The organism is Acetobacterium paludosum, from assembly GCF_008086595.1.
Taxonomy (GTDB): Bacteria; Bacillota; Clostridia; order Eubacteriales; family Eubacteriaceae; genus Acetobacterium; species Acetobacterium paludosum.
Window position 1 is genome coordinate 16,876 of the sequence record NZ_RXYA01000006.1, and the last position, 25,201, is coordinate 42,076.

The 25,201-nt window shown below is 39.2% G+C and carries 24 protein-coding genes and 1 tRNA gene; 18 read left to right on the forward strand and 7 right to left on the reverse strand.

Annotation, left to right across the window (positions count from 1 at the left end; all coding sequences use genetic code 11):
- Positions 1-51 precede the first annotated feature (51 nt).
- From FZC41_RS07525 to FZC41_RS07555, 7 genes are all read left to right on the forward strand, one after another.
- Positions 52-1,074 carry a FecCD family ABC transporter permease gene (locus tag FZC41_RS07525; RefSeq protein WP_243136671.1) on the forward strand — a complete coding sequence of 341 codons (1,023 nt, stop codon included), beginning with the start codon at positions 52-54 and terminating at the stop codon, positions 1,072-1,074.
- Positions 1,074-1,874: an ABC transporter ATP-binding protein gene (locus FZC41_RS07530; protein ID WP_148566795.1), complete on the forward strand. Its 801-nt coding sequence runs from the start codon at positions 1,074-1,076 to the stop codon at positions 1,872-1,874. The genes FZC41_RS07525 and FZC41_RS07530 overlap by 1 nt, the downstream gene beginning before the upstream one ends.
- Positions 1,875-1,900: 26 nt before the next feature.
- Positions 1,901-2,650 carry a nucleotide-binding protein gene (locus FZC41_RS07535; protein WP_148566796.1) on the forward strand — a complete coding sequence of 250 codons (750 nt, stop codon included), beginning with the start codon at positions 1,901-1,903 and terminating at the stop codon, positions 2,648-2,650.
- A 1-nt stretch (position 2,651) separates the two neighbouring features.
- Positions 2,652-3,893 carry a nitrogenase component 1 gene (locus tag FZC41_RS07540; protein WP_170253903.1) on the forward strand — a complete coding sequence of 414 codons (1,242 nt, stop codon included), beginning with the start codon at positions 2,652-2,654 and terminating at the stop codon, positions 3,891-3,893.
- 1 nt (position 3,894) lies between these two features.
- Entirely contained in the window at positions 3,895-5,073 is a 1,179-nt protein-coding gene (locus FZC41_RS07545) for a nitrogenase component 1 (RefSeq protein ID WP_170253904.1), read from the forward strand.
- 23 nt (positions 5,074-5,096) lie between these two features.
- Positions 5,097-6,155: an ABC transporter substrate-binding protein gene (locus tag FZC41_RS07550; RefSeq protein WP_148566799.1), complete on the forward strand. Its 1,059-nt coding sequence runs from the start codon at positions 5,097-5,099 to the stop codon at positions 6,153-6,155.
- A gap of 72 nt (positions 6,156-6,227) precedes the next feature.
- Positions 6,228-7,223, forward strand: coding sequence for a radical SAM protein (locus FZC41_RS07555; RefSeq protein ID WP_148566800.1), 996 nt, complete (start codon positions 6,228-6,230; stop codon positions 7,221-7,223).
- Between the two features lie 52 nt (positions 7,224-7,275).
- Here the strand turns inward: FZC41_RS07555 and FZC41_RS07560 are convergent, their stop codons facing one another.
- The 6 genes from FZC41_RS07560 to FZC41_RS07585 all read right to left on the reverse strand — a co-directional run bounded on the left by FZC41_RS07560 (position 7,276) and on the right by FZC41_RS07585 (position 11,743).
- Positions 7,276-7,812 carry a PH domain-containing protein gene (locus FZC41_RS07560; RefSeq protein ID WP_148566801.1) on the reverse strand — a complete coding sequence of 179 codons (537 nt, stop codon included), beginning with the start codon at positions 7,810-7,812 and terminating at the stop codon, positions 7,276-7,278.
- Positions 7,813-7,887: 75 nt separating this feature from the next.
- Positions 7,888-8,379 (reverse strand): hypothetical protein, encoded by a 492-nt coding sequence (locus FZC41_RS07565; protein ID WP_148566802.1) that lies wholly within the window; start codon positions 8,377-8,379, stop codon positions 7,888-7,890.
- The gene (locus tag FZC41_RS07570; RefSeq protein ID WP_148566803.1) at positions 8,380-9,012 is read right to left on the reverse strand and encodes a TVP38/TMEM64 family protein; all 633 of its coding nucleotides are present in this window, start codon (positions 9,010-9,012) and stop codon (positions 8,380-8,382) included.
- Between the two features lie 225 nt (positions 9,013-9,237).
- Positions 9,238-10,038 carry an ABC transporter permease subunit gene (locus FZC41_RS07575; protein ID WP_148566804.1) on the reverse strand — a complete coding sequence of 267 codons (801 nt, stop codon included), beginning with the start codon at positions 10,036-10,038 and terminating at the stop codon, positions 9,238-9,240.
- A 20-nt stretch (positions 10,039-10,058) separates the two neighbouring features.
- Positions 10,059-10,856 carry an ABC transporter permease subunit gene (locus FZC41_RS07580; protein ID WP_148566805.1) on the reverse strand — a complete coding sequence of 266 codons (798 nt, stop codon included), beginning with the start codon at positions 10,854-10,856 and terminating at the stop codon, positions 10,059-10,061.
- 2 nt (positions 10,857-10,858) lie between these two features.
- Entirely contained in the window at positions 10,859-11,743 is an 885-nt protein-coding gene (locus tag FZC41_RS07585; protein ID WP_148566806.1) for an ABC transporter ATP-binding protein, read from the reverse strand.
- A gap of 220 nt (positions 11,744-11,963) precedes the next feature.
- Between FZC41_RS07585 and FZC41_RS07590 the strand changes: the two genes are divergently transcribed.
- Positions 11,964-12,641, forward strand: a complete 678-nt coding sequence (locus FZC41_RS07590) for an NAD(P)H-dependent oxidoreductase (RefSeq protein ID WP_148566807.1) — start codon at positions 11,964-11,966, stop codon at positions 12,639-12,641.
- A 67-nt stretch (positions 12,642-12,708) separates the two neighbouring features.
- On the opposite strand, the gene FZC41_RS07595 is transcribed toward FZC41_RS07590, so the two are convergent.
- Positions 12,709-13,383: a Sua5/YciO/YrdC/YwlC family protein gene (locus FZC41_RS07595; RefSeq protein ID WP_148566808.1), complete on the reverse strand. Its 675-nt coding sequence runs from the start codon at positions 13,381-13,383 to the stop codon at positions 12,709-12,711.
- 269 nt (positions 13,384-13,652) lie between these two features.
- Between FZC41_RS07595 and FZC41_RS07600 the strand changes: the two genes are divergently transcribed.
- The 10 genes from FZC41_RS07600 to FZC41_RS07640 all read left to right on the forward strand — a co-directional run bounded on the left by FZC41_RS07600 (position 13,653) and on the right by FZC41_RS07640 (position 25,161).
- A tRNA-Ser gene (locus FZC41_RS07600) sits at positions 13,653-13,742 on the forward strand.
- Between the two features lie 184 nt (positions 13,743-13,926).
- Complete coding sequence (locus FZC41_RS07605; protein WP_148566809.1) at positions 13,927-14,133, forward strand: helix-turn-helix transcriptional regulator; 207 nt, start codon at positions 13,927-13,929, stop codon at positions 14,131-14,133.
- Positions 14,126-14,557 carry a hypothetical protein gene (locus FZC41_RS07610; protein ID WP_148566810.1) on the forward strand — a complete coding sequence of 144 codons (432 nt, stop codon included), beginning with the start codon at positions 14,126-14,128 and terminating at the stop codon, positions 14,555-14,557. Before FZC41_RS07605 ends, FZC41_RS07610 begins: the two co-directional genes overlap by 8 nt.
- Positions 14,558-15,304: 747 nt before the next feature.
- Positions 15,305-16,492 (forward strand): ATP-binding protein, encoded by a 1,188-nt coding sequence (locus FZC41_RS07615; protein ID WP_148566811.1) that lies wholly within the window; start codon positions 15,305-15,307, stop codon positions 16,490-16,492.
- A 139-nt stretch (positions 16,493-16,631) separates the two neighbouring features.
- Positions 16,632-16,805 (forward strand): hypothetical protein, encoded by a 174-nt coding sequence (locus FZC41_RS17270; protein WP_170253905.1) that lies wholly within the window; start codon positions 16,632-16,634, stop codon positions 16,803-16,805.
- A gap of 49 nt (positions 16,806-16,854) precedes the next feature.
- The gene (locus tag FZC41_RS07620; RefSeq protein WP_148566812.1) at positions 16,855-17,610 is read left to right on the forward strand and encodes a Fic family protein; all 756 of its coding nucleotides are present in this window, start codon (positions 16,855-16,857) and stop codon (positions 17,608-17,610) included.
- A gap of 500 nt (positions 17,611-18,110) precedes the next feature.
- Positions 18,111-19,826 carry a type I restriction-modification system subunit M gene (locus FZC41_RS07625; RefSeq protein ID WP_148566813.1) on the forward strand — a complete coding sequence of 572 codons (1,716 nt, stop codon included), beginning with the start codon at positions 18,111-18,113 and terminating at the stop codon, positions 19,824-19,826.
- Positions 19,819-20,844 (forward strand): PDDEXK nuclease domain-containing protein, encoded by a 1,026-nt coding sequence (locus FZC41_RS07630; RefSeq protein WP_205737063.1) that lies wholly within the window; start codon positions 19,819-19,821, stop codon positions 20,842-20,844. Before FZC41_RS07625 ends, FZC41_RS07630 begins: the two co-directional genes overlap by 8 nt.
- A complete protein-coding gene (locus FZC41_RS07635) occupies positions 20,841-22,160 on the forward strand; it encodes a restriction endonuclease subunit S (protein ID WP_148566814.1) in 1,320 nt (439 codons plus the stop codon). The genes FZC41_RS07630 and FZC41_RS07635 overlap by 4 nt, the downstream gene beginning before the upstream one ends.
- Positions 22,150-25,161, forward strand: a complete 3,012-nt coding sequence (locus FZC41_RS07640) for a type I restriction endonuclease subunit R (protein WP_205737064.1) — start codon at positions 22,150-22,152, stop codon at positions 25,159-25,161. Before FZC41_RS07635 ends, FZC41_RS07640 begins: the two co-directional genes overlap by 11 nt.
- Positions 25,162-25,201: the final 40 nt, after the last annotated feature.

Genomic DNA, 25,201 nt, shown 5'->3' on the forward strand with positions numbered 1-25,201 from the left:
GGAAACAGTATAAAAAATAAGTTTAGACTATTAAAGAAAAGGAATAATGGATTGAAAATTAGAAGTAACGACTATTTCATGATAAAAACAATTTTATTGATTTGCTTTACGATATTTTTGTTCTTTGCATCATTTTTGATAGGACGGTTTGAAATATCGATCAAAACGGTTTGGGATATCATACTGGCACAATTTATCAATATACCTCAGTATTGGGATGCTACTCTTAATACTGTTATTTTACAGGTGCGCTTTCCCAGAATTGTTCTTGCAATTTTAGTGGGAGGAGCACTTTCAGTATCTGGAGCTTCTTATCAGACATTATTTAAAAATCCTATGGTATCACCAGATATTTTAGGTGTATCAGCAGGCGCTGGTTTTGGCGCAGCATTAGCAATGGTTAATAATGCTTCTTGGTGGGAAGTTCAAGTGTTAGCTTTTGTTTTTGGGATTATTGCTGTAACATCGGCATATTTAATTTCACATATGTTTGGCGATCATTCAATTACGGTCCTTATTCTAGCGGGGGTTGTTGTTTCAAGTCTATTTCAAGCATTGATTTCGATCGTGAAAACGTTGGCCGATACGGAAAATCAGTTACCCTCCATCACCTTTTGGCTGATGGGAAGTCTGGGAAAGTGTACAAATGAAGATGTTTTAATAATGCTGCCGGCATTGATTTTATCACTGGCGATGATTTTTGTTTTTAGACACCAGATTAACGCTTTGGCAGCAGGAGAAGATGAAGCCATTACAATGGGTGTAAACGTATCACTGGTTAAACTGGTCGTTGTTACCAGTTCGACACTTATGACTGTTTCAGCGGTGAGTATTTGTGGTATCGTGGGATGGGTTGGTATGGTGGTACCACATATTGCCCGAATGATTACCGGTGCAAATTTTTCAAAGCTTGCTTCCACTTCGTTTATAGTTGGAGGAGCATTTTTATTGATTATCGACAATGTTATTCGTGGAGTTGAAGGTGCTGAACTGCCGCTTGGTGTGATGACCGCTTTGGTTGGAACGCCGGTATTTGTTATATTGTTGTCAAGAGTAAAAAAGGGGTGGTCGTAATGTTAGAAGTTGAGGGGTTGAGCTATTACTATCACCCGGACAGAATTATTCTCAAAGATGTTTCATTTGTACTGGAAAATCAAGATATTTTATGCATGCTTGGTCCGAATGGAACTGGTAAAACAACATTGCTTCGCTGCCTGCTTTCTCTTAATAAAATGAAAAGTGGGCGGATCGAAATTGACGGGTTTGATTTGACACGAACATCGGTGAAAAAACGTGCACAAATGATGGCATATGTTCCCCAGGCGACAACAATGGCGTTTCCTTATGAAGCAAGAGAAGTAGTGCTTATGGGCCGGGTAGCGCACCTGGCAACCGGAAAACGGCCAACAAAAAAGGATCGTTTAATTTCAGAGGAAGCAATGGATAAGCTTGGAATTTTAAATATGAGCCGTTATCTATTTAATGAGATGAGTGGTGGTGAAAAGCAAATGGTTTTAGTCGCTAGAGCTTTAGCACAACAGGCTCAAATCTTAATTATGGATGAACCTACTGCGAATCTTGATTATTGCAACCAAATCAAGATGCTTCAGGTGATTAAGTCGCTGGCTGAGCAGGGATATTCAATCTTGATGACATCTCACTTTCCGGATCATGCATTTTTGGCATGCAACAAGACAGTTCTTATGCGGGACGGAGTCATAATGGCACAGGGTTTATCTGAAGATGTGGTAACCACTAAGAATTTATCAATGCTTTATGACACACCTGTTTCTGTAATAGAAGCACGATTAGATGATCAGGATAGGGTCATTAAAGTATGTGTCCCAATAATGAATGAATATAAAAAAAGATAGAATAGCATTAAGATTGAGAGGATAAGATGAAAAAAATTGCGATTTATGGAAAAGGTGGAATAGGAAAGTCTACAACCACTTCTAATATTTCAGCAGCGCTGAGCGAAAAGGGATATAAGGTCATGCAGATTGGCTGTGATCCAAAATCAGATTCCACAAAAACATTGATGCATGGGAGAAAAATTCCAACGGTTTTGGATCAAATGAAAGAAAAAGGCGAAAATATTGAGCTGGAAGATCTCGTATTTGAGGCTTCCAATGGGGTTCTTTGTGTAGAAGCAGGTGGACCGACGCCGGGGATAGGTTGTGCCGGAAGAGGCATTATCACGGCTTTTGAAAAACTGGAGGATCTGGGAGCATATGAGAAATTCAAACCGGATATAGTGTTCTACGATGTACTGGGAGATGTTGTTTGTGGTGGCTTTGCGATGCCTATTCGAGGGGGATACGCAGATAAGGTATTTATCGTAACTTCTGGTGAAATGATGGCGATGTACGCGGCGTCCAATATCGTATCGGCAATCAATAATTTTGGGAAACGAGGCTATGCAAAATATGGCGGCCTGATTTTAAATTCCCGTAATGTTGAAAATGAAGTGGGGCTGGTTTCTAAACTGGCGGAGGAAACCAATGGCAGTATTATCAGTATCCTGCCACGGGATGGGATCGTGCAACAGGCGGAAGATCAGAATCGGACAGTTATAGAGTCTTTCCCTAAAGCGGATATGGCAAATTGCTATCGGGAACTTGCTGAGCAAGTTATAAATAGGCTCTGATTTGGAAAAATATTTTGAAGAATCTCTGCAATATTATAATCCAAGTGCTTCACTTGTTGAGGAAAAGGCAAAAACGCTTATTCCTGAAAGTCATGAATTGCATGTTGGACCCTCTGCGTGCGCAAGGAGACTATCCATTGGCGCCTATCGACGACATGATGAGGATCACATTACTAATTTGTATATTACCGAGGAAGATATTGTCTCCGGCTCCTATGAGGATATCATTCCAGATGCAATTGAGGAGTTGCTGGAATTGCTGGAGAAAAGACCACGTGTCATTATCCTTTATGTAACCTGTATCGATGATCTTTTGGGAACCGATCATGAGGCCTTGTTGATGTTGTTAAAGCAAAGATTTTCGAATATTAAATTTATAACCTGTCACATTGATCCGATAGCCATAGACAGATCGATTAAGCCGGGAATGAAAATGCAGGAACAATTCTATAGTGTGTTGGACAAAAGTGACTGTAGAGAAAAGAGTATTAATTTGATCGGAAATAAGTTGCAGCTATCCAATAAAAGTGAATTTAGAAATATTATAAATTCCGTAGGCTGGGAACTCAAAGAGATGAATAGTTGCAAAACATTTGATGAATTCAATGATATGGGAAAAAGCAGTCTAAACTTGGTGGTTGCTCCGTTTGCAAAGCTTGCAGCAGAAAGTATGAAACGAGACCTGGATATTCCTTTTCTGATGACATTTTCGTCCTATGATCTGGATACTATTGAAGAGAACTATAAAAAAATATTTAAAGCGATTGAAATAGAAATGCCAGTTTTAAGTGATTATCGAAACAGAACCGTAAAAAAAATCAAACAAACCGTGGAACATCTAAAAAATATGCCACTTGTTATTGATAGCAGTGTAATTGGTCGGTCAATACCGCTGGCAAGAGCACTGGATAAATATGGCTTTAATGTAAAGTTGGTATTTGATGGAACGATCCTTTTCAGTGATGTTGAAGATTTAGAATGGCTGAAAGAAAATCGCCCGGATATCAAGATTGCCGATGGCCGTAATTTCAATATGATGAATATGAAAAATAGCTTAGGCGATTGCCTTTGCATCGGGTTCAGTTCTGGGTATACCTTAGAGGCAAAACACGTTGTGGAACGGTTGCCTTCCTGTTTCGCATTCGGATATTATGGGGTTGAATTGCTGATGGACCGCATGATCCAAGCGTATGATACTGTTGCAGATTATGAAAAAATTCAAGAGCAAAGTGAGGCGTGGTAAAATGAGTCAACTAAGCAGATATTTACCTCCATTTTCAAGTGATTATTCTGGAATTTGCTCCAGTTTATTTGATTTGGATGGGATGGTTGTCATTCATGACGCCCATTGTTGCAGTATGAATTATGTCAATATGGATGAACCACGTTGGTACGGAAATAAAAAACCGATCTTTTCTTCTGGACTTCGGGAGATAGATGCGATCATGGGCGATGATGATAAACTCATTCGTAAAATCATCAAAGCATATCATGAACTGAACCCAGAATTTATTGCTATACTTGGGAGCCCCGTTCCAACAATTGTAGGTGCCGATATGGAGGGAATTGCTCAGGAATTGGAAAATGAACTTGAAATTCCCGTTTTTGGTTTTTCTTCAACGGGACTAAGATATTACAATCGCGGCATTTCTGACACCATGATAAAGCTGATAAAACGTTATGCCCGGGAAGGGTCTAAAGTGGATAAAAACGTCAATATTTTAGGCCTAAATGCGCTTGATTTCTCGGATAACAGTAATGCTGATGATATCAGAGAAGTGCTAAAATCAGCAGGCTGGAAAGTAAGCTGCAGTTTTATGATGGGTTGCTCCATACCGGAGATTGTAAATTCTCCCCGGGCAGCGGTGAATGTGGTTGTCTCGCAATCCGGTATGGATTTAGCAGAATACATGGAAAAAACATGGGGAATTCCATACGTTGCCTTTACACCGATGGGTTTAAACGATAATAAGAAGATATTCAGTATGATTGAAGAAGCTTGCAAAGAGGGAAAAAGCCGGGTTATCCGTTCTGATGATTTATATGATGGCGAAATACTGATTATCGGAGAACAACTGATTGCTAATTCAATTCGTGAAGTATTGGCCAGCCAATATGGAGTAAAGGGGGTTACGGTTGGCTGCTTATTTGGAAAAGACAAAAGACTGGCGACTGACTTTGATATCGATTTTAAAAGCGAACTTCAGATCGCCAGAAAACTGAAAGAAAACAAATATTCGATTGTAATCGGCGATCCGTTATTAAAAGCTTTAGTGGATAAGTCACAAGCAAAGCTTTTTGCTTTACCGCATGTTGCGGTATCAAGCAAGCTATATTGGCATCAGTATCCAACGTTTGTGGGGGATGAGATGGAGAATTTTATTGGTGAGGTTTCACAAACGTTAAAAAATATACTAATATAACAAAAAAAGAAGGAGAAACAAGCATGAAGTCAAGTAAAAGAATGATTGTGTTATTGTTAGCAATGGCATTGTGTGTATTCTGTTTTGCAGGATGCACTCAGAGTAAAGCCGCAGATACAAAGGGGTCAACCGAGCGAACAGTTACCGATATGGCAGGAAGAACAGTCACACTGCCGGCCGAAATAAATAAAATCGGTACTTTCGGTGCTATCGGTGTACTTAATACATTTGTAGAAACGATGGGTGCAGGTGACAAGATCTGCAATGAAGGATCACCTACTTTTGTGAAAAGCCCAAGCTGGTCAAAATATCAGTATTTATTCGCTCCCCAGTTGCCAAACTGTCTTCCATTTCAAGGAGCAGACAGCGAAATACTGATGGAAAATGTATTGTCAGTAAAACCTGATTTATGTCTGACGATGGATTCAGCGATGACGGCACAGCTTGAAGCTCAGGGATTGACCGTTATCCAACTTTCATGGACAAAAACAGATGATGTAAAAGAGTGTATTACCCTCCTTGGTGAAGTATTGAATAAACAGGATGTGGCAAAGGATTACCTTTCATATTTTGATGATATGGTTGCAAAAGCAGACAAACTCACCAAGAATATTGCTGAAACAGATAAGAAAAAAGTCGTTTATGGAACTATAAGCCAGTTTACACAACCCCATATTATTGCTGAGTGGTGGATTCCCGAAGCCGGTGGGATCAGTGTGACAAGTGCCAGCAGAACCGCTACGACTGGCGAAACATTGACTTACACAATGGAGGATCTACTTCAATGGAATCCTGACGCAATGATTGTTACAGACAAATCAGAAAAAGATAAGATTTTAGCTGATGCGCGTTTTGCTGATCTTACTGCAGTTAAAAATAATGCCATTTATATTATGCCTCGAATTGCACATGTTTGGGGAAATCGTACGACTGAGCAGCCGTTAACAATTATGTGGACGATGAACAAGTTATATCCAAACATAATGTCAAATAAAGATCTTGCAGATGATATTAAATATTTCTATAGTCATTTCCTTAAATATGATTTTACCGATGAGCAAATACAAGAAATTATTGGTTGAAAAAACATAACAGCGTTTCAATGAGAAAAAGATAATTTGATTAAAATATTTTTAGAAAGGTTACAAATCAATATGGATTTAACTATAGAACAGGCACTGGTGATTTTGCAAGATGCTCGTGATCCGAGAAATGCCTACAAAATCTTCCAGCAGGCATCAGAAATAAGGGACCGAACAATAGGACGCCGACTGTGGTGGACTTCAGGGTCCGGTGGGATTTTCCCGTGCAGGATAACACCCCGTTGCTCTTATTGCACGTTTTGTGCAGATGAGATGTTTCCGATAGATACTCTTTTGAAGGCTTTGGAGCAGATTGAAAGTCTTGGTATTCAGCAGTTCCATATAAGTGGAGGAACGGATTTAAACGGCGGGTTTAATGAGCCATTATTGGAGATGGTTCGCATCATTAAGGCCCATTCAGGACTTCAGCTGGAAATCAATCTTGGACCTTCGTTAAAAAAAGAAACAGTTGAGGAATTAAAAAAACTTGGTATAGACAGTATCACCAGTTCGCTGGAATGCAATGCTTCTGAAGTTTTCAGCCGTGCAAAGCCAGGAGACAGTTTAGAACGTCGTCAGGAGCTTTTGCAATTTTGTGATGATGCTAACATACCGAGTCGGTCAATGATGCTGGTAGGGTTAGGTGAAACGGATCGTGACAAAATTGAGCATCTGTTTTTTTTACAACGGTTCCGAAAACTTTATCAGTTACGAATTTCACGTTTCAAGCCCTTCCCGGGGACCGCTTATCAGAATAATCCCCGTTGTTCCCCATGGGAAACCGCTCTTGTAACGGCAATGGCCCGACTGATCTTGCCAAATATAGAAATCAGTTTAGCGGCTGGAAACAGTTCAGATGATATCCCTCTCTGGTATATGGCAGGCGGAGGAAATCAGTTGCTTGGTGTTTCCATTGCAAAAAAAGCACCGCCCACAGTCCCCGATGTTGATATTTATGAAATCGGGGAGAATGCTTTTGTTGTGGATAAACGAAAACAGGTAGAACGAATACTGGAAGGAATGAAGTTGGAAATATCTAATCAGCTGCCTGACCATCAAACAAGCTAACATAAAAAAAGACGTACTTTCTTTTGAAAGTACGTCTTTTTTGGACTGAAAGTTAGGGCTCAACAGAGATGAGCTGGTCACCAAAATTCTTTACAAAATCAGCAAAATGGTCAGGTCCCAACAGCAGGGTGCGGTTGGTGGTTTGCACCAGTAAAACGGTATTGTCATCGTAAAATGCGGTCGCTTCGATACCGTTTTCCAAATTGAAAATCCCTTCTCGATAATGACGGATTTCGGCCCCGACAACCTTGGATTTAATGGCATATTCGGGATGCTCATCCAAGTTTATTACGGTAGCAGAAAGAATATCTTCTTTGGGGATGGTTTCATAAGTTAACCCAGACGGAAGACGAAGAGACAGATTATTTTCATTGACGGTGATTCCGGCGAGGACCGGAAGCACGATAAAGGCCGCAATAATAAAAATAAGAACCAGGCTGCCCAGGACTATTTCTCTAATGGCTTTGCCCCGTAAATCATGGTAAGCTTTATAGGTATAAATAGCCTTTCCCAGAAGGAGACCGACTAGCGCTAAAGCAGCAAAAAAAAGTGGATTGATGGTACTTAAAAGAGAAACTGAATAATTCATGGTTAGTTAATTATGGCAATATTCTAATTTGAAAAGCCATACCCTTCTATAATAATTAATAAATTTACTGATGACCTATTTTTGATTCTTTTTTTCATAACGAGCAAGTTCGATGCTCATTTCTGATGGTGATTTGTCTTTTAGATTTGCCAATTGCACACTAAAATAGTAATAATTGATATACTCAATAATGGAAAAAAGGTAAAGAATTAAACCGAAAATATTCATTGTTACCAAAAGATTTTCCGGCTCTGTGATGATCAGATAAAGACAAAACAAAGGGTAGAGAAAAAATAAAAACTGGTCAAATTTCTTCAATACTGAAAAAAGCGGCATGATCCACTCATCAGCTGAACCGGGATGATCCACTTGATAATGGCGGTAATACCAATAACCGGCGCTTTGCAGGATAATGAAAATAAGGATAGCACCAGGTAAAAGCAGGCGCAAATCCAGCGGCTGATCGGTAGAATCGGTGAGTAAATACATTAAGATCCCGCAGATCATCGCGGTTACCAATTCACTCATATATAAACGATAAAGTTCTTTTTTTGTTTTTTCTGCCATTTAGAGCTCCTTATCATGTGGTTCTTGATTTGAATTCGCATCTTTTCTTTTTTTACTTTGGTGAATATAGGTGTCCAATCGTTTGCGATTAAGAAAAAGAATTAAAGCAAAAACAGCATAAATGGACACGGCGATAATAAATTGGGCGGGGGTATCATCCATAATACCGGCCCCAACCATGTTATTGATAAAAACGCTGGGACATCGTGCCAGCGTGGCGATGACCAAAAATGTTTTGAAAGGCATCGTCGAAAGACCGGCTATGAAACAGAGCATATCGTCAGGAAAAAGCGGAAACAGAAAAATAAGAAAAAGAACAATGGTTAGCTTTGAGTCCTCGATATTGTCATATTTTTCGACCACTTTCGAACTTACAAATTTTAAAACAAAAGGGCGGCCAAATCGTTTAGCCAAAAGAAAAACAACCGCAGAACCGATCAGGGTGCCCGATGCGCTTAATAAAAAACCGCCGACTGTGCCAAAAAGTGCGCCACCGATTAAACCAACAGTTCCCCCTGGAATCGGAGCAACGATGATTTGAAGAAGCTGCAATATAAAAAAGGCCAATGGGGTCCAAATTCCAAATTGTAATAAAAAGTTCTGGAGTGAATCCAACGTTGAAAAAATTTCCATCAATTACCTCGAATATCTTACAGTCATTTTAGCATAAAAACGACAGATCTACACCATTTTTTGCAGATCTGCCGTTTTTATGTTAAAAACATCAAAGAAAATTTTGGGAGAAGACTGAATATTTGTACGGCTATCGGTTTTATTCTAGGCAGCAAGCCCACAACAACCAATGTTTTTGAAGCTATCGAGACCAGGATGATTTTTGATTTAAGGCATGAAATGATATTATGTTTTCAAATCCCGCCGATTAAAAGCAAAAAACGTCAGGGCGAAAAAGATCACTGAGACAATCAGCAGGATTACGGCAGAAGTGAATGAAAGCTGATTATCAAGCATTAGGGTGGAACCTTCAAAATATTTGAAGGGGGTGAAAATCTTCAGAAATGTCAGCTTATCATATAAATCAACAGCCACGGAGATAAGAAAGAAACCCAGGATAAAAGCACCAGATACGGAGGTTGCAAGCTTGGTGTTTTTCAATACAGCGCCAAACATCGCTCCCAGCGCCAGAAAGAATAATTGCAGGATAAACAGCGCCAGCATGGTTAATGATACCTGGTTAAACATGCCGTCACCATTATTATGCAGGGAAATAAAGAAGACTGACGCTCCGAAAGTGACCATATTAAAAATCAGAATATTAATGACACCGGCGATGAGCTTGGGCATGATAACTTGAAATCGTCTGATTGGTTTAGCATAGAGAAAATCAGCACAGTGATCCCGTTCTTCCCGGGAAACGGCAACCGCTCCGAACATTACGGCATGGACAGCGGCCAGGAGCATGAAATATAAAAAGAAGACGGAATAAAAGCCGGCGACTTTGGTAAGATCAAGGGAAGAACCGACACCAAAAATAACCATGATTTCCTTTGGAAATCCCGCTAACAGTTTGCTCATATCCACATGAGAATCGATAAATCCCTGGTATTTCATCATTCCGGCATAGATAATAAAAACTTGGGCACAGCACCAGATAATCAGAGATGTGACGTTTGCTTTCATTTCTTTTTTGAATATATTCATTAGGGGGCCTCCTTAATAGCCTAGATGGATGGCAGATCTTTTCGTGCAAAAAGCCTGAAAGTTAAAAAGATAAACAGGCCAACTAAAACAAACCACAGTAATAAATACAGCGAGTCATAATTCATGGTTTTGGAAAGTTCGGATAGATCAAAATAACCAAACGGCGAGATAAGCCCGAGTTTGTCATCTTTTAATGTTTCGTTGAGTAAAAAGACAATATAAAAAATAAATACCACGCCCATGCTGATGGGAAGAACGGTTCGAATCCGTCTTAGAAAGGCGGAAACAAAAAGCCCCAGGCTGGCAAAAAAGATCTGAATAAATAGCAGGCTGCTGGTGATCAGTACAAAAAGCTTAACATTGTAGGGTTCGGCACTGAGAATGGAAACCGTGATGAGAGCAGCCACAAAAACAAAGGCATTGGTAATCAAAATCTGAACCAGAACAGCCATTATTTTCATTGAAATAATCCGGTTGCGGGTCACGGGTTTAACAAACAGAAAATCACCGGTTTTTTCTCTTATCTCGGAAGAAATGACAGCAACCCCCATGTTCATGGCCTGAACAGCGCCGGCCAACAATATATAGGTAAAAGGAAATTGATAATAGCTCAGAATGGTGTTAAGTTGCAGATCGGCTATCCCTAAAGCTCTTTGAAACTCAATGGGAAAACTTTTAAAGACCTTTTGAAAATCCTCCAGCTGACTCGAAATGGATGGATAGATCAACATAAACAGCACTAAAATACCCGCCAGGGACAGACACCAGATGATCAGAGATTTTCTGCCCATGCGCAGTTCCTGCTTTAGAATATTCATGGCTAGTCCTCCTTTTGGTAATAGTGCATAAAAATCTCCTCAAGACTTGGCTCTTCCACGAGCATATTCAGAAGGGCCTGACCCTGAAGACGCTCAACAATCCGATTGATATCTCCTTTAAACAAAAAATGGAGGGTGTTTTTATCCAGGGTTAAGTTGGTAATACCGTCAAGGTTGAAGTGATGAACATCAATAACCCCACTATATTCCAGCGTGAATTTCTTGTAATTGTGTTTTTGCATATCCCGGATATTCTCGATTTTTACAATGGTGCCATCTTTGATGATGGCAACCCGGCCACAGAGCTTTTGGACCTCGGATAAAATATGGGAGGAAAACAAAACCGTGGCACCTTTCTTATTCTCAGTTCGGATAAGATCAAAAAATTTCTGCTGCATCAAAGGGTCCAGCCCACCGGTGGGCTCGTCCAGAATAATCAGTTTCGGTTCATGGAGCAACCCCTGGACAATCCCAACCTTCTTTTTATTCCCGTAGGATAAATCGTCAATGCGCTTGTTCAGATCCAGATCCATGACATCGGCCAGGGTTTGAATGCGGGTGTAGTTCACATTGTCGTAAAAACTGGCAGAATATTTGAGAACTTCTAGGACCTTCATATGTTCATAATAAAAAACCTCTGATGGTAAATAGCCAATATCTCGGCGGAGCTCACTGCCGTATTTAATACAGTCTTTTCCAAAAATAGTGGCGCTGCCGCTGGTGGGATGAATCAGCGACAGCAGGGCCCGGATGGTGGTGGATTTGCCGGCTCCGTTGGGCCCGATGAATCCGAAAATCTCACCTTCTTCCACCGAAAAAGTTACATTTTCAATGCCTCGATGTTTGCCATAATATTTCGTTAACTGATTGATTTCTATTACGTTCATAAGAATGCCTCTCTCTTGTTTAACTAACATTTTTCTATCACAGCTTATGTGGGGGATGTACCCTATTATAGCAGAAATAAACGATTCCAAAAAGAGTAGAAGTAGACAGCAATTAGTTCGATTAAATGACAAGATTTAGGGAATATAGGATAGTGTTGGAAAAGGAAATTCGGAAAATTGATTGAAAGTTAAAATAAAACATAAAGGAGAAGAAAAAAGAATGACTAACAAAAAAGAAATGAGAGAATTGATTCTAAATATTTTCAACACCCGTTATGCCTGCAAGGGTTATGACCCGGAGAAAAAGGTATCCGAAGAGGATTTTAAGGTGATTATGGAGGCTGCCAGGCTTTCACCCAGTTCCATGGGATTGGAACCCTGGAAATTTGTGCTGCTCAATAATAAGGATATTAAAGAAAAAATTAGACCATATGCCTGGGGTGCGGAAGTGAGCCTGGCAGGGGCAAGCCATTTTGTTCTGATACTGGCAAGAAAGCCCATAGATATGAAATATGATTCGGACTACATTGAGTATATGATGAATGATGTTCAGCATTTTACGGATGAATTAAGAGCAGTCCGAAAGAATAAATTGAAAGATTTTCAGGAAAAGGATTTGAAACTTCTTGAGAGTGAGCGGGTATTTTTCGAGTGGGTCTGCCGGCAGACCTATATTCCGCTCGCAAATATGCTGACAGCAGCAGCGATGCTGGGCGTGGATTCAACTCCCATGGAAGGTTTTAACTATGATCAGGTTGAGAAAATCCTTATTGAAGAAGGGGTCATTGATCCTGAACATTTTGGCTTGTCTTGTATGATTGCTTTCGGCTACAAAAACAGAGATCACCGCCCGAAAACAAGACGGAAGATGGAAGCGGTACTGGAAATTATCGAATAGGAATAAATGGAGAGCATCCCTAAATAACTTTCCTGAGTTGATTTTGGATGCTCCCTTTTTGATCAGACTATTCTAAATTATGCTCCGCCAGAATTGCTTTGATTTTATCGAATGAAAAATGAGCAGCGGCTCTTCGGGATTCCACCGGTTTAGTTCTAATATCAATATGAGGACTGGCATCATTTCCCTGGGAAGGACCATTGTCAATATAAAGATCCACATCGTCCCCGAAATATTTGATAGACTCTTCAATTGTGGCGGCAGCAGGCAAGGCCTTTGTATTTGAAGAGCTGATGGCGAGGATCATGTTACAACATTCATAAAGATCTCGGATGGGACTGTCCTGAAAATAGACAACGATGGCATCGGAATCAGCCGTTGCTGAATCAAGCGGAGTCTGTTCCTTCTTTTGAACGTACATGCTCACCGGTGAAGGCGAAAAAAGTTCGATAATACGTTGTTGACGTTCATCAATTACCGCGTATTTGGGTATTTTTGTTTTGTCCATTACGATGGTAATCGGCTTGTTTGAGGGGCTGTGACGGATTGCCCGTAATCGATTCAAAGCGTTGCAATTAAAGGCATCACAGACTACCACATACACCGTCAGTGTAGGCATAACAACGATTTTACCTTCTCGGATCGCCTGGGCTGCTACTTCATAAGCTTGCTGACCAGCTTTCAACAACTGATATTTGTGTTCCGGTTGTGTAGATTCTTTCTCAATGCGGGCATGATTCATAATCTTAACGCCTCTCTTTTATTTGCTATTGTTGTTATATAAATTATTTTGTGAGGATATTATACCACCTGCAATAAAAACAGTCGAATACATTTTGCACTCGTTTTCAATTTTGCCTTTTCCTCGAGGTACAGTAATAAGGATTTGAGGGAAAGGGGTGAATTCAATAATTATTTTTCACGGAAAAGCAAAGAAAACATTGACTTCTTAGGCATAAAACCGTATAATCATTGAGCATGAAAAAATTTAAAAGTTAGAATAACAACCTTGGAGAGATGTCTGAGCGGTTGAAGGAGCACGCCTGGAAAGCGTGTGTACATGTAAGTGTACCGAGGGTTCGAATCCCTCTCTCTCCGCCATTTAAAAAAACAACAATAACGGCGTTTAAGCCGTTTTTTTTATGCCGTATTTTAAGCCTATCCGTTAGAGGCTTTTTTTACCTTTAGAAAAAGTACTGATGGAAATGGAAAGTTAACTTGACATTTGTTGGTGTGATGGTATAATGAAAAAAAGGAAAGCAAACTTTCCATGAGAAGGTGCTTAATGAAAAATCGTTTAGAAGAGATTAGGAAGCAACGTGGTATTAAGCAAGAGGAACTGGCGGCAGCTTTAGAGGTATCACGTCAGACCATTGGTTCTTTAGAAAAGGGAAGATATAACCCCTCAATTTTATTGGCTTTTAAAATTGCACGATACTTTAATATGCGTATTGAAGAAATTTTTATCTATGAGGAAGAAAACAATGAATAGTAAATTTAAAAATTTGAGTTTTGTGTTAGTCGGCATTGTATTATTACTATTAGGATTATTTATTGTTAAATTCAATCCGGTATTTGCCAGAGCAATTTTAGCATTACCTTATGTGTGTATTGGTATTGGCTGTGGATTATTTGGTCATGGTATGGGAAATATCATTAGCATAGGAGCTTTGAAAAATAGTCCGGAAATTTCAAAACAAGTTGAAATTGATAAGAACGATGAACGAAATATAATCATAATGAACAAATCCAAGGCTAAAGCCTACGATATGATGGTTCCCGTATTTGGCGCATTGCTGCTGGCATTTGCATGTATGGAAGTAGAATTAACCGTGATATTATTATTAGTTGCAGCCTATTTGTTGGTGGTATTTTATGGCGTTTATTACAGATGTAAATATGATAAGGAAATGTAATTTGTGATAGAACCACACTGATTTTTCAGTGAAATTGAACCATTGTCTTCTCATTTCGAAGGTGATATCGGTGTTGGATTAAAATAATACAGACATATAGGAGATAATGATGAGCTAAATGTAGACCAACACGACAGTGATTATACACATCTCACTGAATAGGGCAGGAGACTTTTATAATCTTAGCGCTTCCTTAATTAACCCACTGTTAACATGATTCTAAGGTTTGATAAAGTTTCAATGGTTATTATCATAAATGTACACAACCAGTACACAACAAACAAATCCCTTTTTCTTTTCATTCCTAATATGAAAAAAGCAGCGAGCCAACCGAGGGTTCGTTGCTTTTTTATTTTTTGTTACAAAAAAATACAATAACTTGAATTAAAATCAAATTAAGAATAAGATATTTTTAAGCAAACCAAAAAACTTTGGGAGAGTGGAAAAACGAATAATTATTTTAAAAAAGGATTTGTTTTAGCAACAATGGAGCTGCCCGGGAGGCAGCTTTTTTTTATAAAAGTGGGTCAATTGTGGGTCACAATTGGGTTTGATTTAAAGCAATGTGATGCTTGAAATGAGCAACGAAAACGCTGCAATAGTTGTTGAGAAAATGCTGCTGCGGAATTATTTAATTCAAAAGTAAAAACATTCTATTTTTATAAAGTTTTTATTATGAGAAATAATAACTCGTGGACAAAGTCACTTTTTTCTGTTATTATTCAAATTATAAGGAAGGTGTTTATCATGGTACAAAGAAAACAATATATTGAGAAATTAAAAAAGATGAAAGACAAAGAAATCATAAAAGTAATTACCGGAATTCGCCGCTGCGGAAAATCTACATTACTTATGATGTTTCGCTCTTATCTTAAAGAATGTGGTGTCGCGAATAAACAAATTATTTCAATCAACTTTGAAGATATTGCCTACGAGCATCTGCTTGACTATCGAAAGCTCCACGACTATGTCTTAAATCTAATTATTCCCGGAGAAATGACTTATATATTTTTAGATGAAGTACAAAATGTGCCACAATTTCAGAAGGCTGTTGATAGCTTATTTATTAAAAACGATGTTGATCTTTACATCACAGGATCAAATGCACAGATGCTTTCAGGAGAATTAGCCACATTGCTTTCCGGTAGATATATCGAAATTAATATGCTTCCACTCTCTTTTTCGGAATATTATGAAATGGTTGGAGGAGATAAGCGGGATGCATGGAGCAACTATTTTATAAACGGTGGATTTCCTTATTCTGCAACAATTGAAGAAGATGATATTAGAAGGGATTATCTAACCGGAATATACAATACCGTTTTACTTAAAGATGTTGTTGCAAGAAAACGAATCAGTGATATTCCTTTACTCGAAAGTGTTGTCAAATTTCTTTTTGATAATATTGGAAATATTGTTTCTTCGAAAAAAATTGCTGATAGTCTGACTTCTTACGGAAGAAAAACAACTTCAGCAACAGTTGAAAATTACATTGAAGCTTTAACAAGTGCATTTATTTTATACAAAGCAAGCAGATATGATATCAAAGGAAAACAGCATTTAAAATCACTTGAAAAATATTATCTAGTGGATATAGGACTACGCCGTATGCTACTAGGCGACAAAAATGCCGATATCGGGCATATTCTTGAAAATATTGTTTATTTGGAATTGATAAGGCGTGGTTATTCGGTTAATATCGGCAAGGTTGATGATAAAGAAATTGATTTTATTGCAATGATCGGCGGTGATAAGATATATTATCAGGTTTCAGCAAGTATTCTCGATCCAGCTACCTTCGAGCGTGAAATAGCCCCTCTAAAAAAAGTTCCGGATAATTATCCTAAATTTATACTATCAATGGATAATTTTCCAATGGATGATGAAGGTATAAAACAAATTAATATCATCGATTTTTTGCTTGAAGAAATATAAAGGTGAATTACGGCACAAGTGCCGCCGGGTGTGCCAACAGTTAAAGTAAGAGAGTGAGAATTAAAATGGAAATGTTGAAATTTCAAGCTTTCAGTGCTATCATGCATATTATTAGATAGAACCCAAAAGGAGGATTGTGATGGCAACAAAAAGTATATTAAAAAGCATCGACATTAAAGACCGAAGGCTATGCCGTCAATTTGTTAATGCTTTGAAGAATGCAAAAGGCAAACGAAGCATCACTGTTGAAATGAGCAAGCCTGTAAGAGAGGTTCACGGAAAAGACATCAAAACTTTGTTTGAGAATAATTAATGAATAGCTATATCCAGATTAATTTAACCGGACAGAAAGGACGTGCTAAATGGAAAAATTGATAAAATACGTCACATTGATTGATCTTTGGAAAAAAAAGAATATTGCTTCAATCAATGATCTTGATCAAAGTTTAGACAGTTTTCGTGTTTTATTTGCATACCATTCAAATAAGATTGAAAACCAAGAAATTACTTATCATGATACCCGGGAAATTTTCGAAAATGGACAAGCTTTAAATTTCACAGGAGATCCCAGAACATTATTTGAACAGCAAAACCAAAAACTCTGCTATGATTTTTTAGCACCTAAAATTGTGAATAAAGAACCAATAACTTTAGAGTTAATTAAAGAGATCCATTTTTTATTAACTCAGGGAACCTATGATCAAAGACGCTTTATAGAAAATAATGAAAGACCAGGACAATTCAAGCAACGTGATTATGTTGTCGGAATCAATGAAGTTGGAGAAGCACCCGAAAAAATACCGACACTACTTCAAGGATTGTTGGATGAAATCAGCAATACAAAAGGCGATCAATTAAAAATCGCTTCTCATTTTCATGCTAGATTTGAATTTTATCACCCATTTGCAGACGGCAATGGACGAGTTGGCCGGACACTACTTAATTACTTTTTAATGATAAATAATCTACCGCCACTGATCATCTATGACGAAGATAAAAAGCTTTATTACGAAGCACTGGAAGCCTATGATAAGACAGAAATCATTGATCCGCTTTATAAATTCCTAGAGTATGAATCCATAAAAACATGGAATCGGCAAATAAAAAAACCAAAATAATAATTAAAACAACGCCCAATTCGAAGATGAGAAACTGATCATTCGAATTGGGCGTTTAATATGAGTCCAGGTGAACTACCCGCTACCCTAAAGGGATAGCGGCTTCAGAAATTGAAGCTGAGTTTACCAGACTAAGTATTCAGAAACGGATAATACGATAGTTAGGTCATGATACCTTCGGTTGACGCATCAGACCGTTGCTCTATCGCTTATATTTAAGTTTAGCCGAGGTAAGGCTATTGTGATATAAGTGTAAAAAGCCTAATTATCATTGTCGAGATGAGGTCGGATTCCTGTTTTGGTAACAAAATCAGGATACGCGCTACCTACTCCGGCCTGCGAATAAACTTTTGATTAAATGGCAAAAGAAAATGTATTAGCGATGTAAGTTGAAGTAAATAGTGATAATATGATAGAATTGGCCTAACAATAACATCGAAAAGAGGAAACCGTATGGCAACAGGCATCATTTACATAAGATTTAATAGGGAGATGACTCAATGAGCATCAGTGCTAATATTAACGAAAAAGCAAGTCTAATATGGGCAATTGCCGATAAATTGACCGGCGTCTATAAACCCCATGAATATGGAGAAGTGATTTTGCCACTCACCGTGATCAGGCGGTTTGATTGTATCCTGGCAGAGACCAAAGCAGCCGTGCTCGCAAAAAATGAAAAGTTGGGAAATCTGGCCATGAAAGAGTCCTTTCTTGCCAAAGAAGCCGGATATTCTTTTTATAATACCAGTCCCTTTGATTTTGAAAAATTGTTGAATGATCCGGATGGGATCGAAGCCAATTTCAGATCATATCTCAATGGATTTTCGGGAAATGTTCGAAATATCATCGAAAAATTCAAATTTGATAATCACATTGCCACCCTTGCCGAAAAAAACCTGTTATATATCGTCATCCAGGAATTTACCACGCCCAATGCCGATTTACATCCCGATAAAATTTCCAATTTAGAAATGGGTTATATTTTTGAAGAGATTATTCGCCGGTTTTCAGAAGCCCATAATGAGGATGCCGGACAGCATTATACCCCCAGAGAAGTCATTGAACTAATAGTCAACATCCTTTTTAATGAGGACAGTGAATTATTAACCGGGAATATTGCCAAAACCATTTATGATCCTGCCTGCGGGACCGGCGGCATGCTGTCGGTATCGGAAGACTATTTAAGAGCATTGAACAGTGATGCCCAGCTGATCTGTTTTGGACAGGAAATCAATGACCAGACCTATGCCATCTGCAAGGCCGATATGCTTATTAAAGGCGGCAATGCCGATAACATAAGGAACGATAATACCTTATCCTCAGATCAATTTCTAGAGGATAAATTTGATTATATATTGTCCAATCCGCCTTTTGGCCGGGAGTGGAAGAACGATAAAGCCGCCATTGAAAAAGAAGCCAAGATGGGTTATGCCGGCCGATTCGGACCCGGGCTGCCGGCAATTGGCGATGGTCAATTGCTTTTTCTGGAGACCGCCCTTTCGAAAATGAAACCCCAGGGCTCACGCGTTGCGATTATTCATAATGGTTCGCCGTTGTTTACCGGGGATGCCGGCAGCGGACCCTCGGAAATCCGTAAATACGTGTTAGAAAATGATTTATTAGAGGCCATTATTGCCCTGCCCAATGACCTTTTCTATAATACCGGCATTGCCACCTATATCTGGGTGCTGTCCAATAAAAAGAAAAACTTCCGCAAAGGGAAGGTGCAGCTGATCAACGCGAATGGGCTTTACGAGAAGCGCCGAAAATCCCTGGGCAATAAACGAAACGATATCCCCAAAACGGCCATCGATGAGATTGTGCAATTGTACGGTTCCTTTAAAGAAACAGAAATCAGCAAGATTTTTGATAATAAAGACTTTGGTTATGCCAAGATTGTGGTGGAACGACCAAAGCTTGATGAAAGCGGACAACCCCTTTTAAAAAAAGGATTGCCGGTACCCGATGCATCCCGGCGTGATACCGAAAGCATTCCTTTAAAAGAAAACATTGAGGCTTATTTTAAGAAGGAAGTCTTACCGTTTGCCCCGGATGCCTGGATTGATGAGAAAAAAACCAAAATAGGATACGAGATCCCGTTCACCCGTTACTTTTACAAATATACCCCACCAGTGCCATCAAAGGATATTATGGCAGAAATATTAGCAATTGAAAAGGAACTGGATGGGGCCTTGGAGGAAATTTTTAATGGATAATAATATTGAGAAGATTTCCGATAAAACATATCAAAAAATCCGCAAAACGGTTATTGTTGCTCAGACAAAAGTCTATTCGGCTGTTAATGCTGCAATGGTTAAAGCCTACTGGGAAATTGGCAAACAGATATTTGTGGATTGTGGGGAGAATGATCGAGCGGATTACGGAAAAAAATTAATTAAATATCTTTCTGTAAAACTGACAAAAGAATTTGGCAGCGGATTTGACGAAAGAAATTTACGATACATGCGACAATTTTATACGACATTTCCAAATTGGAACGCACTGCGTTCCGAATTGAGTTGGACCCATTACCGAGTAATAATGCGTGTTTCCAATGAGCAGGCACGGGGCTTTTATCTAGAGGAATGCTTCAAAGCTGGATGGAGTACCAGACAGCTGGAACGACAGATCAATACCTTGTATTATGAACGGATTTTAGCAAGCCAGGACAAAGAAAGCGTGGCTAAAGAAATAGAAACCTTAGAACCAAAACCCGAGTATCAAAGAATCATCAAGGACCCCTATGTGCTGGAATTTTTAAACTTAGAAGCCAATCCCCATTTCTATGAAAAGGATTTGGAGCAGGCCTTAATAGACCATCTGCAAAAGTTCCTATTGGAGCTTGGGCGAGGGTTTTCTTTTGTGGCCCGGCAGAAAAAAATAACCTTTGATGGTCGTCATTTTTATATTGATCTTATTTTTTACAATTATATTTTAAAATGCTTTGTACTCATTGACTTAAAGCTGGGGGATCTGGTCCACCAGGATTTGGGACAAATGCAAATGTATGTCAACTACTATACCAGAGAGCTGATGAATGAAGGCGATAACCCGCCGATTGGGATCGTTCTTTGTGCCAATAAAAGTGAAGCAGTGGTTAAATATACTCTCCCAGAAGATAATACCCAGATTTTCGTATCTAAATATATGACCTATCTCCCCACCGAAGAGGAACTCAAACGGGAATTAAATCTTGATGAGTTTGTCAAAATGGAATCAGGTGATGATCAATGAGAAAGATCAAAGACAGCGGGATTGAATGGATTGGGGAGATACCAGAAGATTGGAAAGTTCAAAAGCTTAAATATCTTGGAAGATTAACGTCAAATGGTGTTGATAAAAAAATTAAAGAAGGACAAAAATTGTTTAAATCTGTTCACTATATGGATGTGTATAGGAATAGTTTGAAAGAACTACAAAATAGTGATGACTATCTTGTGATTTCAGCGGATGATGATAAAAGAAGTAGTTGTCAATTAAATAAAGGCGATGTCTTATTTACTAACTCTTCTGAAACACCAGATGATATTGGTCATTCGACAGTGATTAAAGAAGACTTAGAAAACATTTTATTTGGATATCATCTAATGCGTTTTAGACCAGGGTGTAGGATGGAGTTACATTATGAAAAGTATTTATTTGGTTCATATTACATAAGAAAATGGTTTGAATATCGGGCTATCGGGATGACAAGGTATGGTTTATCACGTGCTGATTTCGAGGAGATACTAATTGTTTTACCTAGTTTAGCGGAACAAACTCAAATCGGCATCGTCCTTGATCGCAAATGCACCAAAATCGATGAAACCATCGAAATGGAAAAACAGGTCATTGAGAAGCTGAAAGCCTATAAACAGTCCGTGATTACTGAAGCGGTCACAAAAGGCTTGGATCCCAATGTGCCAATGAAGGATAGTGGGATTGAGTGGATAGGGGAGATACCAGAGCATTGGTGTGAAACTCGCATAAAGTATGTTCTAAAATTAAATCCGAGCTATTCAGAAAAAATTGATGGAAAAGCAGAAGTATCATTTGCTCCAATGGAGACTTTAACAAATTATAAATTTGAGCCAAAGACGGCTTTATTAGATAGTATTAAAGGTAGTTATACATATTTCGCTAATGAGGATATCATAATGGCAAAAGTAACACCTTGTTTTGAAAACGGGAACATTGCAATAGCAGATAATCTAAAAAATGGTGTTGGTTTCGGTAGCTCTGAATTATTTGTTTTTAGATGTAAGTTGGTTAGTAATAGATACATGCTCTATTATTTTCAAAATGAGATATTCAGACAGAACTGTATTGCAACGATGTATGGTACTGGTGGGTTGAAACGAGTTTCCTCCAATTATATATATAATTATAAATTAGTTATTCCAGAATTATCAGCGCAAATCCAAATTGCTAACTACCTCGACGCTAAATGCGCTAAAATCGACCAAGCTATCACCCAAAAGCAAACCCTTATCGAAAAACTTACCCAATATAAAAAAAGCCTGATCTACGAATGTGTCACAGGAAAAAGGGAGGTTCATCATGTCAGATAAACTTAAAGAGATCGATTTCGAAGCCGCCATTGAAGATTATCTAATCAATCAGGGCGGTTACAAAAAAGGTAATCCCCAGGTCTTTGATCGCGGGCTGGCGTTAGATAAAGAAACCCTGATCGCCTTTGTTAAAACAACCCAGCTTAAAAAGTGGGAACGGTATACCGACATTTACGGTGAAAGTGCCGAGGATGCCTTTATTAAGCGCTTTTCCAAAGAAGTCAAGGCAAACGGACTTTTAGCCGTGCTGCGCAAAGGCTTTAAGGACCGGGGCATTGAATTCAGGGTCTGCTTTTTTAAGCCGGAAACCGCCATCAATCCGGATACGGTCAAGCTTTATGATCAGAATAGCCTCCACTGCACCCGTCAGTTACATTACTCGCTTCTTAATGAAAACAGCATCGATATGGTCCTCTTTCTCAATGGCATCCCAGTGGTATCGCTGGAATTAAAGTGTCAGTTCACCGGTCAGACGGCACACCACGCCATTAACCAATATCAATTTGACCGCGCTTCCAAAGACCCGATATTTGAGTTTAGAAACAGGGTCCTGGTTCATTTTGCCGTGGATCTCTTTGAGGTTTATATGACCACCGGGTTAAAGTGCAAAGACACCTATTTTCTGCCGTTTAACCAGGGTTCCAATGGCTCCGGGAATGTCGGCGGCAAGGGTAATCCGCTTAATCCCAATGGCTATCAAACCGCCTATCTTTGGGAAAAAGTACTGTGCAAAGATCAATTAATGGAGCTCCTGCATAAGTATATGCATTTGCAAAAAGAGCTGATTGAAGATGAAAAAGGAAAAAAGACGACCAAAGAAACGATGATTTTCCCCCGGTATCACCAGTTGGATGTAGTCACAAAGCTTCTGGGGGATGTGAAAGCCAATGGCGCCGGAAAAAACTATTTGATTCAGCACAGTGCCGGCAGCGGGAAATCCAATTCCATTGCCTGGTTAGCCCATCGCTTGGCGGGTTTGCATAATAACGGGGATGAAAAAATCTTCCAATCGATTATTGTGGTGACCGATCGAAAGGTTCTGGATAGTCAATTGCAGGACACCATCTATCAGTTTGACCATGTCCTGGGGGTGGTGGAATGCATCGATGAGAAAAAACACGCGGTGGATTTACGAGACGCTCTGAATGCCGGCAAGCGAATCATCATTACCACCCTGCAAAAATTCCCGGTGATCTATAAAGAGGTGGAAGTCATCGGCAAAAACTTTGCTATCATCGTGGATGAAGCCCATTCCAGTCAAACCGGTGAAGCCGCCCAAAAACTTAAAAAGGCGCTGGGAAACAGCGAGGAAATCTTAGAAGAATATCGGCAAATGGAAAGTCAAACCGAAGCACAGACCAAGGACGATGAGGATAAGCTGGTTGAAGAGCTGTTATCCCATGGCCAACTCAGCAATTTATCTTTCTTTGCCTTTACCGCAACCCCAAAAGCAAAAACATTGCAGCTCTTTGGGGTGAAGCAAGCGGATGATACGTTCAGAGCCTTTCATATTTATTCCATGCGTCAGGCCATTGAAGAGGAGTTTATCCTGGATGTGCTTAAAAACTATACCACCTATCATATGTATTATCAAATTACTAAAAAAGTAGCGGATGATCCCAACCTGGAGACCGGTAAGGCAATCAAAGAAATTTCCAAATATGAATCCCTCCATCCCCATAATCTGGCGCAAAAAACAGCCATTATGGTGGAACATTTCAGAAGCAATACCAAAAACAAGATTGGCGGCCGGGCCAAAGCCATGGTGGTCACCTCGTCACGGCTTCATGCGGTACGCTACCTATTTGAATTCAGACGTTACATCAAGGCTCAGGGCTATGATGAATTATCGGTGCTCGTGGCTTTTTCTGGCAGCGTTAATGATCAGGGGGACGATTTCACCGAAGAAAAAATCAATCAAGATAAACAGGGCAAAACAATCAAAGAAAATCAACTCAAGGGGCAGTTTCATTCCGCTGATTTTAATGTGTTGATTGTCGCCGAGAAATATCAGACCGGCTTTGATGAACCGCTGCTGCATACGATGTTTGTGGACAAGAAACTATCCGGCGTTAAAGCGGTTCAGACTTTATCCAGATTGAACCGCACCATGAAAGGCAAAGAAGATACCTTTGTGCTGGATTTTGTAAACAATGCCGAAGATATATTAAAATCCTTTCAACCCTATTATGAAGCGGCGGTTCTGGAATGTGAAACAGATCCCAATGTGGTGTATGATTTAAAAAATGCTTTGGATCAGTATCAAATCTATCAGCCCTCAGAGGTGGAACACTTTGCTATTGCCTACTATGACCAGGATGAAGCCAATATTCAGGGGCTGCTGACGGGCTGCTTGAAGCCGGCAATGGATCGTTTCGAAGCCAAGGAACCCGATGAACAGGAAGTTTTTAAATCCGCGTTGGCTCGATTTGTGCGAATCTATGCTTTTATTATTCAAGTTTGCCGACTGTATGACAAGGACCTGCAAAAATTTTATGTGTATGCAAAATTTCTGGCCAAATGTTTACCCAAGGATGTGGCGGTGAAGCTTGATTTAGCCGATAAGATTGTTTTGGAATATTACAAACTTACCAAAAGCTATGACGGAGAGATTGTTATGGAAAGCTCGGTTGACTATATTGCCAATATCAAAGGCGGTGTGGGTAGTATTGAAGTTAAGAAAGATCCCTTATCCAGCATTATTGAAAAGATGAATGAACGGTTTGGCACTGCTTTTGCAGAACAGGACAAGGTGTTGGAACAAATGAAAAACGATTTTGCCAAGGATGATAAGATTGTGAATGCAGCAAAGGCCAAGGATCGATCCTTGTTTAAATATTTGTATGAACAGCGGTTTAAAGATGTGGCAGTCAATCGTTATGAGTCAAATGATTTATTCTTTATGAATCTATTTGGGGATGAAACAAAAATGAAATTTGTAATGGATATGATGTCAGACGTGATTTTCAATGAGTTGGGAAGCATTGAAAATAAGGCTTAACCGTTTTAAATCCCGGTTCGCCCCCCACATCTTCGGGTGG